Annotated in this window: 12 protein-coding genes, 1 tRNA gene and 1 pseudogene; 5 read left to right on the top strand and 9 right to left on the bottom strand. The window is 64.0% G+C overall.

The features are described 5' to 3' along the window. Positions 1-839 (top strand): DUF2270 domain-containing protein (locus tag ACFHYO_RS06260; RefSeq protein ID WP_394319128.1); only part of this gene is annotated, 839 nt, incomplete at its 5' end. Positions 840-861: 22 nt separating this feature from the next. On the opposite strand, the gene ACFHYO_RS06255 is transcribed toward ACFHYO_RS06260, so the two are convergent. Continuing rightward, positions 862-1,257: a hypothetical protein gene (locus tag ACFHYO_RS06255; protein WP_036735876.1), complete on the bottom strand. Its 396-nt coding sequence runs from the start codon at positions 1,255-1,257 to the stop codon at positions 862-864. 240 nt (positions 1,258-1,497) lie between these two features. On the opposite strand from ACFHYO_RS06255, the gene leuB reads away from it, so the two are divergent. From leuB to ACFHYO_RS06235, 4 genes are all read left to right on the top strand, one after another. Further along, positions 1,498-2,643: a 3-isopropylmalate dehydrogenase gene (gene leuB / locus ACFHYO_RS06250; protein WP_394319126.1), complete on the top strand. Its 1,146-nt coding sequence runs from the start codon at positions 1,498-1,500 to the stop codon at positions 2,641-2,643. A gap of 279 nt (positions 2,644-2,922) precedes the next feature. Further along, positions 2,923-2,999, top strand: a tRNA-Pro gene (locus tag ACFHYO_RS06245). 349 nt (positions 3,000-3,348) lie between these two features. Continuing rightward, on the top strand, positions 3,349-4,710 hold the full coding sequence (locus tag ACFHYO_RS06240) for a hypothetical protein (RefSeq protein WP_394319124.1): 1,362 nt from the start codon (positions 3,349-3,351) through the stop codon (positions 4,708-4,710). Positions 4,711-4,747: 37 nt separating this feature from the next. Beyond that, positions 4,748-5,677, top strand: a complete 930-nt coding sequence (locus tag ACFHYO_RS06235) for an anti-phage phospholipase (RefSeq protein WP_394319122.1) — start codon at positions 4,748-4,750, stop codon at positions 5,675-5,677. Between the two features lie 522 nt (positions 5,678-6,199). Here the strand turns inward: ACFHYO_RS06235 and ACFHYO_RS06230 are convergent. From ACFHYO_RS06230 to ACFHYO_RS06195, 8 genes and pseudogenes are all read right to left on the bottom strand, one after another. Continuing rightward, the gene (locus tag ACFHYO_RS06230; RefSeq protein ID WP_394319120.1) at positions 6,200-6,640 is read right to left on the bottom strand and encodes a hypothetical protein; all 441 of its coding nucleotides are present in this window, start codon (positions 6,638-6,640) and stop codon (positions 6,200-6,202) included. A 633-nt stretch (positions 6,641-7,273) separates the two neighbouring features. Continuing rightward, positions 7,274-8,389 carry an ABC transporter permease gene (locus ACFHYO_RS06225; RefSeq protein WP_394319118.1) on the bottom strand — a complete coding sequence of 372 codons (1,116 nt, stop codon included), beginning with the start codon at positions 8,387-8,389 and terminating at the stop codon, positions 7,274-7,276. Then, entirely contained in the window at positions 8,386-9,297 is a 912-nt protein-coding gene (locus tag ACFHYO_RS06220; protein WP_394319116.1) for an ABC transporter ATP-binding protein, read from the bottom strand. The genes ACFHYO_RS06225 and ACFHYO_RS06220 overlap by 4 nt, the downstream gene beginning before the upstream one ends. Further along, positions 9,294-10,235, bottom strand: a complete 942-nt coding sequence (locus ACFHYO_RS06215) for an HlyD family secretion protein (RefSeq protein ID WP_394319114.1) — start codon at positions 10,233-10,235, stop codon at positions 9,294-9,296. Before ACFHYO_RS06215 ends, ACFHYO_RS06220 begins: the two co-directional genes overlap by 4 nt. Continuing rightward, a complete protein-coding gene (locus ACFHYO_RS06210; RefSeq protein WP_394319112.1) occupies positions 10,228-10,860 on the bottom strand; it encodes a CerR family C-terminal domain-containing protein in 633 nt (210 codons plus the stop codon). Before ACFHYO_RS06210 ends, ACFHYO_RS06215 begins: the two co-directional genes overlap by 8 nt. 469 nt (positions 10,861-11,329) lie before the next feature. Further along, on the bottom strand, positions 11,330-12,145 hold the full coding sequence (locus ACFHYO_RS06205) for a hypothetical protein (RefSeq protein ID WP_394319110.1): 816 nt from the start codon (positions 12,143-12,145) through the stop codon (positions 11,330-11,332). Between the two features lie 53 nt (positions 12,146-12,198). Beyond that, complete coding sequence (gene qatB / locus ACFHYO_RS06200; protein ID WP_394319108.1) at positions 12,199-12,696, bottom strand: Qat anti-phage system associated protein QatB; 498 nt, start codon at positions 12,694-12,696, stop codon at positions 12,199-12,201. 37 nt (positions 12,697-12,733) lie between these two features. Then, positions 12,734-13,348 (bottom strand): annotated as a pseudogene (locus ACFHYO_RS06195) (Fic family protein); the annotation flags it as partial. Positions 13,349-13,374 lie beyond the last annotated feature (26 nt).

The raw sequence follows: 13,374 nt of genomic DNA, 5'->3' as shown, positions 1-13,374 counted from the left end.
CGCGCGAGGGGCCGGGGGCGCCGGTCGCGGCCCCGGCCGAGCCGCCCGACCTTTCCGACTGCGCCCCCTCGGCCGCGCTGCCGCCCGATGAGCCGGCCCACCCGCCGCCGGCGGACGGCGCGGCCCACCCGCTCGACCAGGACCTGCCCGCGGCGTCCCCGGCGGTGGCCGTCGCCCCGCCGCTCGCCACCCGGCTGACCGAGTTCGACTCGGCGCAGCTCGGCGCCATCGCGCATCTCTACCGCGGCGAGGTCTATCGCTCGACGGTCTGGCGCACCCGCCTCGACAACACGACGAACTGGTCGATTGTGATGATGGGCGTGGCGCTGACCTCGACCTTCTCGAGCCCGTCGGCCTCGGCCCTGCCGCTCCTGGTGGTGGGGATGCTGCTGCTGGTGTTCCTCGTGTTCGAGGCGCGCCGCTACCGCTATTTCAACGTCTGGCGGGCGCGGGCGCGCTGGATCGAGAAGCACCTCTATGCGCCGATGCTGCGCGGCGATCACGTCGATCCCGGCTGGCGCGACGTGCTGGCGGCGGATTACGAGGAGCCGGTCCACCACATCAGCATGGCGCAGGCGCTGGGGCGGCGGCTCAGGCGCAACTTCATCTGGATCCTCGCCATCCAGTCCACCGCCTACTGGGGCAAGATCGCCATCCACCCGTTTCCGGCGCAGGACATTCACGACCTGATCGGACGGGCAGCGATCGGCCCGATCCCCGGCGTTGCGGTGCTGATCGCCGGGTTGCTCTACAACGGGATGTGGGTGGCGGTCGCGGTCTGGTCCTGGCGCGTGGACCACGCCAAGTGGGGCCCGGACGGCAGCCGCGGGATGGGCTGAGCGGCCGGGCCGCGCGTCGGGCCTACTGGCTCGCCGCCGCCCCGCCCGCGCCCATGCCCTTGAGCCGCGCGACCAGCGGCGCTGCGGTCGGGCCGATCCGGTCGCAGGCCTGCGGGTCGTCCAGCAGCTTGAACGCCGGGCCGTAGACCTGCTTGTCATAGGCCGCCGCATCCAGCCCGAGCTGCGCGGCCAGCTGGTCGCCGGTCCCGGTGATCAGCGTCCAGTCCTCGTCGTCGAGCGCGTAGGCCGGGCAGTTCGAGGTGATGACGTTCACCTGCGCCAGCTCGGACATCAGCGCCTTCGCCTCGGCCGCCGGCATCCCCGAGGTGTCGGGCAGCGGCACGCTGACCCCGCCATCGGCCAGCGCGGGCCCCGACATGAGCAGCATCGCGATCAGGGCGGCGTGCGTGGGTTTCATGGTCGGGTCTCCTTGGCTCGTGCCGGTCGTGCGGCGCGTGGCGGTCTGCGGCGTCCGGGGTCGCGGACGCGTCGTCGGGGGTGATGGGGACGGGCGGCTGACCGCCCTCGTGGCGCCGCCATACCGTCCCATGGGCCGACGGACCGCAAGCCAAATGGCCGTGAACTTGACCCAGCGTCGGGGCACGGCTACGCGAGGTCCGACATCCGACACCCCCAATCCGCCAGCCCCGGAGGCCCCATGTCCCCCACCCCGTCCACCAGCGCATCCAAGCCCTATTCCCTGCTCATCCTGCCCGGCGACGGCATCGGCCCCGAGGTCATGGCCGAGGTCCGCAAGGTCATCGACTGGTTCCAGGCCAACCGCGGGATGCGCTTCGAGGTGTCCGAGGATCTGGTCGGCGGCGCTGCCTATGACAAGCACGGCGTGCCGCTGGCCGACGCGACGATGGACAAGGCCCAGTCGGTCGATGCCGTGCTGCTGGGCGCCGTGGGCGGGCCGGCCTATGACAACCTCGATTTCTCGGTCAAGCCCGAGCGCGGCCTGTTGCGCCTGCGCAAGGAGATGGACCTGTTCGCCAACCTGCGCCCGGCCCAGTGCTTCGACGCGCTGGCCGATTTCAGCAGCCTCAAGCGCGAGATCGTCGCAGGTCTCGACATCCTGATCGTGCGCGAGCTGACCTCGGGCGTCTATTTCGGCGAGCCGCGCGGCATCCACGCCCATGACAACGCCGACAACGAGGGCGGCCGCGTCGGCATCAACACCCAGCGCTACACCAGCGGAGAGATCCGCCGCGTCGCCCGCGCCGCCTTCGAGCTGGCCCGCAAGCGCGCGAACCGGGTCTGCTCGATGGAAAAGGCCAACGTCATGGAATCGGGCATCCTCTGGCGCGAAGAGGTGCAGTGGGTCCACGACAACGAATACCCCGACGTCGAGCTGACGCACATGTACGCCGACAACGGGGCCATGCAGCTGGTCCGCCGCCCGCAGCAGTTCGACGTGATCGTGACCGACAACCTGTTCGGCGACATCCTGTCGGACGCGGCCGCGATGCTGACCGGCAGCCTCGGGATGCTGCCCTCGGCGTCGCTCGGCGCGCCGATGGAGAACGGCCGGCCCAAGGCGATGTACGAGCCGGTGCACGGCTCGGCCCCCGACATCGCCGGGCAGGGCAAGGCCAACCCCATCGCCTGCATCCTGAGCTTTGCCATGGCGCTGCGCTATTCCTTCAACGAGGGCGCCGCCGCCGACGCGCTCGAGGCCGCGGTCGAGAAGGTGCTGGCCGATGGCGTGCGCACCGCCGACCTGATGGGGCCTGAGGGCGGCACCCCCGTCTCGACCGCCGAGATGGGCGACCGGATCGTGGCGGCGCTGGCCGCCGCCTGACGACGACGCACCCGCCCGGTGATTGCGCCGGGCGGGTCAGCTTTCGGGGGGCCGCGCGGTCGTTCGGCCGGGTGGGTCAACCTCCCGGGGGTGCCCGCCGGGTCGCCGGGCGGGCCAACGTCTGACGTTGACGCCTCGGCGCAGGGTCGGGCGGCCTCGGGTCACGACGCGCTTCTTCCGCCCCGCGCCCCCTGACCCCGGCACCACGATTTTTCCCCGGCCTCGCGCCGCTAACCGCTTGCATTCCCCCCCGCCACCCGCTACCTGCCCCGTCACGGTCGGAGCGTAGCGCAGCCTGGTAGCGCACCTGCTTCGGGAGCAGGGGGTCGGAGGTTCGAATCCTCTCGCTCCGACCATTTTTCCCGTTTGTTGATTCCAGTAATATCTGACCTTTTGGGACGATATCTGTCCTTTGGGACAGTGAGGCTGACCTTTTTGCTGTGAATTTGAAGAAGGTTCCCGGCGGCCGCTTTCGGCCCAGAGCGGACCTCCACCGCGTTGCAGACCGCCGCAGTGCAGCTCCGCTAAACTAGGCATTCGCCGCGCACGCAATAACTAGGGGGTGGCTTACCCGTTCCGAACACTGGCTGTACGACAGCCACCTCAGTTGTCCTAGCTTGATACCCCAGCAGAGCGATTTAAGATGATAAGGCTACCGCCTGCAGATATGGTTAGTGTGAACAAGCTTCCGGAGACCTCTATAAAATGCCGGCACATAACCATCGCCACACTACCATCGAACGTGTCGTTCAAGGCCTGCTATCAGGCGTAAGCACTACATGGCATTTCTTTAGCAACCACGAGGACTTTGTTGCTCGGTTTCCTAATGGCGCACATCAATCGGAAAGCCGTCATAGCGGTTCTTTTCGGATAAAGGAGACGGGATTTGTTATCTGGTTTCTCGAGAACAACGAGTACGCCGCTCTCGAAGTTAACCGCGAGAATCCACGGATATCAAAGCGAGAATGGCAGCCGTTCAGCTCCTTCAGGAAAATTTCACCGGGGTTAATCGGTACTGCCCAATCTCTGCGCGCGCCGGAAAACTCTTACCTCGGGAACAATATCAATAGGCTGGCGACGGGCTACAGTCTAGGAAACATGATCATTGCACACAGTCTTACCGGTAGCGTGTCAAGCAATATCTTTACGAATGCTGTAGTGATAGATGAGCTGCAAAGACTCGCTCTGACGAGTTATGAAGGCGCCAAATGCCACTCTGGCTTCCTGTTCTTTCGTGCGCCTCATCAGTACTTCGAGCAAATTGAGGCAGCGGGTTTTCGTGTTGAGCGCTTTGACGACGATTTTTTCCTTGAGCCGGGATTTTTCCAGAGCACCATTTCTCACCGCTATGTTGATGGCAGAAATTCGTTTTATGTTATTGATAATAACAGAAGAATTCACGGCATCGCTACCGTGCAAGACCCTGGAAAGTACTCTCTTTATAATCGAGCGCTCTTTGAGCACATAGATGGAATCTCTGAAACTAGCACAGGCCGAATGTACTGCGCCTTTGTGGGCCGTAATGCGGATGTCCTTATATACGCCAAAGGGAAGGCGCTATACCGATGGGATAAGCTGACCTGGCGAATTATCGACCTCGACATAATATTAAAGTTTCTAAGAGATGAGACTTCCTTATTGCAGGAAGGCATCAAGTCGTTAAAATCCGCGCTCCTAGTTTGCTCTAATTTGCGGATTGGCACCTTGGTTTTGGTCCTCAGCGGTGAAAGAATGCCAAACTATGTTGGAAAAATCGATAATAGTGCCGTCAGTTCACATATACTCAAAGTTAACCAAAACAGGTCGATTGTTGACATCGTGGCGAATGGTTCTGCGTTCGGAATTTTGACGTCTGACGGATTGACAACTCTCGACCCGCACGGGCGGCTGGTGTCAACCGGAGATATACTTGACCTTTCGGTCAAACATAAAATTAGCTACGAGGGTGGCGGGAGGACCCAAGCAGCCCAGGCAGCTTCATATTACGGGGTCGCACTGAAAGTTTCAGAAGACGGCCCGCTTTCTATTTACAAAGATGGGCGAATGATCGCGAACTTTGTGATTTGATCGCAAAGCTGTATTCGACACAAAGAATGAGGCCGTTTTGAATAAAGAAATATTCAAGATTCTTTCGTTGGACGGCGGCGGAGCAAAAGGATTTTATACACTGGGCATCCTTCATGAAGTCGAAGCCGCAGTTGGTAAAAGGCTGCATCAGCACTTTGACTTGATTTTTGGCACCAGTACGGGATCTATAATTGCGACTTTGTTGGCGATTGGGCATTCCGTCGCTGAAATCCATGATTTATATAAGAAGTATGTCCCTCCGATTATGCGAGCTTCCGGAAAGGCAGCAAAAACGGCAAAACTTCGTGAGACTGGCGTCACGGTCTTCGGTGACGCTGGTTTCGATACAGTGCTTACCGGTCTGGGTATTGTGTCAACTAAGTGGCAACTCGAGATGCCGATGATTTTTAAAAGCAAGGAAACCCAAGCGCACGGGCGAAGGGCCACGTTCGTTCCAGGTTTCGGTTGCAAACTCGCAGATGCAATTGAGGCGTCATGCTCAGCCTATCCTTTTTTTGAGATTAAGTCATTGGAAACGGCCTCCGGAGATGTTGTCGAACTGTTCGACGGCGGCTATTGTGCGAATAATCCGGCACTTTACGCGCTTTCAGATGCGACAGTGGCCCTGGGTCACGCCCCTAAGAACTGTCGCCTTCTGTCCTTGGGATGCGGCCAGTACCCCGAACCTAAGCGAGGCTTCATTGCACGGCAGATCAACAGCTTCCTGCCGGTTCAACTGCTTCAAAAAACGCTCGAGGTGAACACTTCTTCGATGGATCAGCTCAGGCGGTTGCTCTACGCGAACGTGCCGACAGTTCGTATTAACGATACCTTCGACAAGCCAGAAATGGCGACGGATATGTTCGAGCATGATCTGAAGAAATTGAATCTTCTTCGCCAACAAGGGAGGGAGTCCTTTGCGCGACGTGAAAGGGACGTTCGCCGACTACTTTTGAATGAGGAGTAGATCCAGAGCAAGACCGGCAAGCCGGTTCGGTTCGAGATCACCGAAGCCGTGAGGGTGTCCTTGAGCGCTGGATATCTGACCCGGAGATGAACGGTCTGGAGCTACTATGGCCCAGGCGGATCCACGGCAGCCCGCATCTCTCCACTCGGCAGTATGCCCGGATCGTCCGGGGGTGCGTATCAACACTCGGCTTAGAGTCTAGCACCTACTGCACGCAGTCCATGTGACAGACCAAGGTTGCCCAGATCTACAAGGAAATCGGCATCCTGCGCGCGGTCCAGCTGCTGCTGAGGCATCCGAAGATGGACAGCACGGCGCAGTACCTCGGTGTCGACATCGACGACGCGTTGTCGCTGTTGAAGGGGATCGACCTTTGATCAACTTTCTTTACCGGCGCACCATGCGCCAGTCGGCCCAAGCCGGACGTTCGCCCCAATGTCCGAGCTACGAGCGGCCCAATCGGCATCGGCTGTCCCACAATCTATCCGGTGCACGATCATCAGTGTCTAACGTCGTACGCGCTTAAACCGCTTCGTCGAGCCGATCGGGCCCACAGGCCGCACAGGCTGCTGCGGTCCAGGGACGATTAACGGTGCGAGAACCGCCGTTGCCTACACCAAACTCAGACCGCCAGCCGCGCGTCAGCTGCCCACCGAGCGCTTCGAGGCGACGCGGTGCTGCGATGCCGACCCGACTGAAGGAGGCTTTCGGCGGATCCAACAGGCAGTCGAGCGCCACCTCCGAGATCATCGCGGTGACGAAGGCGAGTTCGACCGGTCCATAAGGCTGATAATGCGCGCCGCAGGCCGGCTCTTCCAAAGTGGGATCGGCGCCGGCTGGCCACTCGACCACCGTCAGATCCGGCACACCGGTGCGCTCGATATGGCATTGCAGGCAGCCATCGGTCTTGCCGACCGCGACCGCGTGGCCGGCGCAAACGTGGGCCTCCGTCTCCAGGGTCACGCGCGAGTATGTCACGATCGGCTCTGTAATGCAGTTTGAAGCCGAATATGGAACGGCAGGCGTCATTGCGCGCCAGCTTGAGCTTGCCAGCCACTTTGTCGCCAGTCGGCTTCGGGTTGCAGGCCATCCGCCCATTAAAGCCCCTCACGGAACAAGACCGATTTACCCGTGGCGCCGTATCGCGACGACCATCGAAGCCCTGAGAAAGAGCGACGTATCCAAAATATGAGAACGGAAATCTTGGTTCCGTTGGCGGCTGCGGTCTGGACCTTGGCGATCGTTTTGCCTTCAGGCGGAAGCCGAAGTGAACGCCAAACCGAACAGCAACTATGCCTGCGGCTGGCGACTCAAGTTAATAAAGGGGACACCTCCTTGGCAGAATATCTTGCGACCAAATGCGCAGCCAAGCTGCTGACGGAGCGGACAAGGCCACTGAGAGCGGAGGGCAGCGTTGAGAAGCAACCACCCGGACAGCCACGAACTGGATGATTGGCCGTTTTACGCGCCACGCGACCCAAACATCGCGCGGCTGGTCGTTCAACTGACCGAGCAGCACGAGATGCGCCTCGCTGACATCGAAGCGTTCATGCTCGTAACGCTACCGAACACTCCTACCCTCGGTCTTCAGCAACCTCAATCCAGCGTCCGCTTAAACCGCGCCAGCGCCAAGCCGGTCAGCACCGCGACGATGATCGCCAATGCGCCGAACTGCGCCGCGACATCGGCGGGGGCGGCGCCCTTCAGCATCACCCCTCGCGCCAACCGCAGGAAATGCGTGACCGGCAGCGCCTCCCCGATGGCCCGTGCCCAATGCGGCATTCCGCGGAACGGGAACATGAACCCCGACAGCAGGATCGAGGGCAGGAAGGCAAAGATCGACAGCTGCATCGCCTGCATCTGCGTGCGCGACACGGTGGAGATCAGATAGCCCAGCAGCACCAGCGCAAGCACGAACAGGAACACCCCGGCGAACAGCAGGCACGGCGATCCGACAAACGGCACGGCAAAGATCGCCCGCGCGGCCAGCAGGATCACCGCCACCTGCACCGCGCCGACCGCCAGGAAGGGCGTGACCTTGCCGATCATGATTTCTGCCGGGGTGGCGGGCATCGCTAGCAGGTTCTCCATCGTGCCGCGCTCGATCTCGCGGGTCAGGGCCATCGCCGTCATCATCACCATGGTCATTTGCAGAATGATCCCCAGCAGACCCGGAACGATGTTGAACTGGGTCAGGCCCTCGGGGTTATAGCGGCGATGGACCACGATTTCGGGGCCCGTCACGGGCGGCGCGGGGCCAAGCTCGCGTGTCAGCGCACCGGCGGCGACCGTCTGCAGGGTCGAGATCGCCCCCGAGGCGGCGGCAGGGTCGGTCGCGTCGGCCTCGATCAGCAGCTGCGCCCGCTCGCCGCGCAGCAGGTCGGCGCCGAAGTCCGGCGCCAGCGTCACGACGAAGGACACGCGGCCGTCGGTCAGCATCCGTTCGGCTTCGGCCGCCGTGAGGTCGGGCGCGATAAAGCGGTAATAGCCTGTATTTTCGAGCGCCGTGACCATCGCGCGCGCAAAGCGGTCGCCGGCCGGCGCGACCAGCGCGGCAGGCATCTGCTTGGGGTCGGTGTTGATGGCGAAGCCGAACAGCAGCAGCTGCATGATCGGCACGGCAAGCGTCATCGCGAAGGTGACGCGGTCGCGGCGCATCTGGATGAACTCCTTGCGAAGCAGCGCCGCGACGCGAGTGGGCGACGGGATCATGCGACATTGTCCTGCGACTGGTCCATCAGCCGGATGAACACGTCCTCGAGGCTTGTGTCGGCCGGAACGCCTTTCGCCCCGGCGGCGGCGATCGCCGCGTCGAGCGCTGCCGGATCGGGACCGGTGACATGCAGCTCAGTTCCAAACGGCTCGACCTGCGCCACGCCCGGCGCGCGGCGCAGCGCGGCGGCCAGCGCCCCGGGGCGGTCGGTCTCGACCGTGCGGGTGGCGAGGCCAGCGTCGGCGATCACTTCGGCCACCGTGCCACTGGTTACGAGCCGGCCATAGGCGATGTAGTTGATCCGGTGGCAGCGCTCGGCCTCGTCCATGTAATGCGTGGAGACCAGCACCGTGATGCCACTGGCCGCGCGGTCGTGGATCTCGTCCCAGAAGGCGCGGCGGGCCTTAGGGTCCACGCCCGCGGTGGGTTCGTCGAGCATAAGCAGGCGCGGCCGGTGCATGATGCAGGCGGCCAGGGCCAGCCGCTGTTTCCAACCGCCCGACAGCGATCCCGCGAGCTGCTGCCTGCGCGAGGTCAGCCCCAGATCAGCCAGCGTATCGGCGACCGCCTGACGCGGCAGCCGGTAAAGGCCAGCGACGAAGGCGAGGTTCTGTTCGATCGACAGATCCTCGTAGAACGAGAATCTCTGCGTCATGTAGCCGACCTGCAACCTGATCTGCCGCTGCTGGCGCATCAGGTCGAGGCCCAGCACCCGCCTACGCCCCGCATCGGGCGTGAGCAGCCCGCACATCATGCGGATGCAGGTCGTCTTGCCCGAGCCGTTGGGCCCGAGAAAGCCCGCGATCTCGCCGGTTGCCACGGTCAGGCTGACATCGTCTACCACTCGCTTTCCGTTGAAGGACTTGGTCAGACCCTCGACTAGGATGGCGGCAGGTGCGGCGGTCATGGCGCGGTCCGAACCTCGACGATCTGCCCGGGCTTCAGGGTGGACGGCGCCTCGGGTGCGGCCTCGACCATGTACACCAGCTTTTGGCGCGACTCGCGGGAATAGATGACGGGCGGCGTGAACTCGGCCATGTCGGCGATCCAGGTGACCCGGGCGGTCTGCGGGGCGCAGCCGTCGCAGGACACCGCCAGCCGCGTGCCGACCGAGACCGAGGACAGCGCGGGTTCCGGCACATAGACCCGCAGCCGGACGGCGCCATCCGGCAGCCAGGACACGACCGGAGCGGCGGGGCCGGCGATCTCGCCGGGCTCGCGAATGTTGTCGGAGACAACCCCCGGCGCGTCGGCGCGGATGCTGCGCTGATCGAGCTGCCAGCGGGCAGTGTCGCGGGCGGCCTCGGCCTCAGCCACGGCGGCGCGGGCGGCGGCGATGCGGTCGGCGCGGGCGGGCAGGCGGGCGGCGGCAAGCCGCGCCTCGGCCTGGGCCAGTTGCGCCGAGGCGACATCCGCCGCGGAACGCAGCGTTTCGCTTTGCGACCGCGACGACACGCCCCGCGCGCTGAGCCTTTCTTCGCGCGCGGCGTCGTCCCTGGCCTGCTCGGCCGCTGTCCTTGCGGCGGTCACGGCGGCCTCCAGCGCGGCCAACTCCTCGGGACGGCTGCCTTGGCTCAGGTCGGCCAGCTCGGACTGCGCCCGCAGCAACCGCGCCTCGGCCCCGTCCAGCCTGCCCTGCGCATCGGCCGTGTCCATTCGCGCCAGCACCTGCCCGGCACGCAGCACATCGCCGCGCCGCACCATGACCTCGGCAATCCGTGCGGTGGCCAGGGGAGCCGCCTGCACATACTCCCCGTCGACATAGCCGGTGGCCAGCGGCGGCGGCGGCGCGCAACGCGCCAACAAGGCCGCGATCAGCGGCAGGCTGCACAGGGCGTCAGCCATCCGCCGCCCCCAGCATCGCGTCCAGATTGACGATCAGGCGGCGCGAGATCGCCCGCGCCTCCCGCCGCGCATAGCCGTCCCAGCCCATCCTACGCTGCACGATGGGCGCGGCCAGGCGGAAATACGCCGCCTGGCCGATGAGCGCGAACACGGCAAGGCGTGTATCCTCGCTATCCGGTGCGGCCCCTGTCGCTGCTGCCCACAGACGGCAGAGAGCCGCGTGGCGCGGGGCGACGAGCGTGTCGTAAAGCCGGTCCAGCACCGGGCTGTTCGGCTGTGCCAGTTCGCGCAGCAGAAAGCCGACGATGCCCGAGGCCGCCGGCGTCACAGTCAGGAATGTCACGATCCGCCGAACCAGCCGGCGCAGGATGCGGCGCGCGGCCAGCCGGTCCAGCGCCGCAGGGCCCGCCGGCAGCGCCCGCGCCACCTGCCCGATCGCCTGGGCCACGGCATCGGCGCACGCGAGCCGCAGCCCTTCTTTCCCGCCGAAATGATAGGCGATCGACGAGATGTTGGTCTCGGCTTCCGCCGCAATCGCGCGGGTCGAGGCGGCATCGTAGCCGTCGCGCGCGAACAGGCGCAGGGCGGCATCGAGCAGGTCGCGGCGGGTGGGGTGCTCCGTCATCATAAGCAGTGATCTAAATCAATCGATTGATTAGATCAAGACAAGCGATGGATCATCGGCGCAAGTGATTGATTTATAGACTTCACAAAGGACAAATACCTCTGCAATCCACACCCGATATTGATTCCTGAGGCTTTTGCCTTTGGGGTCGATATTTGTCCTTTGTAGTAAAAGGGCTGGTTCGAACGCGTCGACGGTGACAGAGGTTTCGATCCGCTGCTTTCGGCTTAAGGCGGCCAGTCAGGGCCGCGCGGCGCCGTATCTTCCCCAAAGTGCATGCAGCGCCTCAACGACTATGCGCACCGCCAAGATTAACAGGCACCGCGGCCAAGACCGTCATTTAATCGCTGGCGCGTTCGCGACTGTGTGATGCTCCAACGAGTTGGATGCGATGCGCAGATCTAACTCGGGGATTGCATTGGTCGGCGAATTTGGGCTTCGATAAAAGCTATCGCCCCATGAACACCACTCACCTCGCGGCCACCTGCTTTATATAGCGCTCAAGCGATGTGTTAAGTCTCACAAACTGTTTTGATCGGATCGAGAAGCGCAAGATCGGTATAGCCCCACTGATAAGCGAGATTTTTCCAGACCCGGCGACGCCGGTTACAACGGTCAGGACTCCCATCGGCACATCGACATTGACGTTCTTCAAGTTGTTTCCGGTGGCGTTTTGTAGCGGGAAAGAGCCTTTGGCCGAGCAAACATGCGCCTTGGAATGAAAGACCACGCCGCTGATCGTCGATGTCTCACTCATTTTGGCCGTGCGTCCTCCCTCAACGGCATCAATGGCGCCGATTAGGCTGTCGAGACCACCCGAGAAGAGAGCGAGGTCGTCGAACGGAGCGGCTATAGGTCTCGCTGGCGGTGTCGGCGCCACGTTCGCGAAACGTCGAGGCCGCGCCCGAAACCCCAAAGACCAGTAGTCGCTCGTCAGGAAATTGAGCAGTTGCACGAAGATCGGCGCAGCCGCCTGCCAACGATCGGGTTCAGCCACCGGGACGATGATCCGCAACTCGCGGGTCCAACCGTCTTGAGACTCACTGTCACGCGAAACGCGGGTGTCCGCAGCGTGAACATGCGGCGCCAGCACGAGGAGGTCGACGCCTGTCTCCGAGGGGAAGACGCCGAGGCGGGACAAATCGGTTAGCGCACGTCCGATGCCGTGATCGAGCGAGCGCTCACCGACGACGAGGTCGAGGCGGGTTTCCTCCTCGCCGTCGCCAAGCGGCATTCGGCTGCGATCTTCTGGGCCGTAACGGCCGGCGATAAAGTGTCGTCTCATGCGCCCTCTGACTCCGCACCGCCCATGACCTGTAGAGTGCCGAACGCCTGCTCTTATATGCGTCCGACGAAGGCGAGCACGCGGTCCGGCGTCAGCACGGCAGCGGCAGCTCTGACGGTCGTGAGGGCATCGGCGACACCCCGCCGGATGAAATCATTGAGTTGCGCCTGTACCCGCGCGGCTTCCCGGCTGTCGCTGGGCAGCGTCACCGCTCGTGCGCCGATGTCATTGCACAGTCGCGCTTCGATGGCGTTCGTAGCGTAGAGTTCGAAGACGGTCTGCATATGCTCAGCGGTGAGGCCGTCCAGATCCGTGATGCCCGCACCAGCGAGATCGGCGATCGTCTCAATGAAAGCTTCGCGAGCGATACCTTCGTCGATCGAGCCTCCGTCAGGGCAGACGTAGTCGGCCAAGCCGAGAAAGATTTCCTCGATAGGGCGGCCTGCCAAGCCGTCCAGGTTGAGCCAGCGCAACGCCTCGGTGGCGCCGCGGACCACAGCGTCGGACAGGAAGCCGAGAAGGCGACTTCCCGCGCCCCGCGCCGACCCCACCCTGGCCGCCGCGGGCGAAGACGTGCTCGACGATGGCGCGGCCCAGCCGGCCGTTGCCGTCCGAGAAGGGGTGGATCGATTCGAACCACAGATGCGCCAGCGCCGCGCGGATCGGCAGCGGACGGGTGTCGCGGGGCAGCGCGGTGAGGAAATCCTCCATCATCGCGGGCACCTGTGCGGCGGGGGGCGCGCGGTACAGCACCTCGTCGCGCCCGGCCGCGGCGGTCCTTGCGATCACCATGGCGAAGCTGCGCCAGCGGCCCTTGTCCTCGACCTCGGTGCCGTGAAAGAGCAGCCGGTGCCAGTGGAAGAGGGTCGGCGCGTCCAGCACCCCCTGCCCCGCCCGCGCCTCGAGCATGAGCGTGGCGATGGCATCGCTGCGCCGCTGCGGCTCGCGCCCGCGATGCGCCAGCGAGGCCACGACCGAGGCCTCGATCTGGGCGGCGGGCAGCGTGGCGCCCTCGATGGCGAAGGACGAGACGGCCTCATGCGTGACGGCGCGCAGGAACGCCTCGCGCCGCTCGTCGGCCGAGAGCGCCTCGTGCAGCCCGGACATCGCCCCGAGCCGCGCGGAGAACGCCGCCAGCGGCCCCTCGGTCCGGGCGGGATCGTGGGTGAAGCGGGGCCAGGCGGGGGTTTCCCAGATTTCCATGAGGGGATTGTGGGGCGTATTCGGCT

Source organism: Paracoccus panacisoli (assembly GCF_042435015.1).
GTDB lineage: Bacteria > Pseudomonadota > Alphaproteobacteria > Rhodobacterales > Rhodobacteraceae > Paracoccus > Paracoccus panacisoli.
Note: the sequence above shows the minus strand (reverse complement) of the source record. Positions and strands in the feature narration are given on the sequence as shown.

What these genes read in the sequence shown, in the direction of transcription:
- ACFHYO_RS06255 (WP_036735876.1), bottom strand. Translation starts at nt 1,257, where the DNA reads ATGAAACCCACGCACGCCGCCCTGATCGCGATGCTGCTCATGTCGGGG.
- leuB (WP_394319126.1), top strand. Translation starts at nt 1,498, where the DNA reads ATGTCCCCCACCCCGTCCACCAGCGCATCCAAGCCCTATTCCCTGCTC.
- ACFHYO_RS06240 (WP_394319124.1), top strand. Translation starts at nt 3,349, where the DNA reads ATGCCGGCACATAACCATCGCCACACTACCATCGAACGTGTCGTTCAA.
- ACFHYO_RS06225 (WP_394319118.1), bottom strand. Translation starts at nt 8,389, where the DNA reads ATGATCCCGTCGCCCACTCGCGTCGCGGCGCTGCTTCGCAAGGAGTTC.
- ACFHYO_RS06220 (WP_394319116.1), bottom strand. Translation starts at nt 9,297, where the DNA reads ATGACCGCCGCACCTGCCGCCATCCTAGTCGAGGGTCTGACCAAGTCC.
- ACFHYO_RS06215 (WP_394319114.1), bottom strand. Translation starts at nt 10,235, where the DNA reads ATGGCTGACGCCCTGTGCAGCCTGCCGCTGATCGCGGCCTTGTTGGCG.
- ACFHYO_RS06210 (WP_394319112.1), bottom strand. Translation starts at nt 10,860, where the DNA reads ATGACGGAGCACCCCACCCGCCGCGACCTGCTCGATGCCGCCCTGCGC.
- ACFHYO_RS06205 (WP_394319110.1), bottom strand. Translation starts at nt 12,145, where the DNA reads ATGAGACGACACTTTATCGCCGGCCGTTACGGCCCAGAAGATCGCAGC.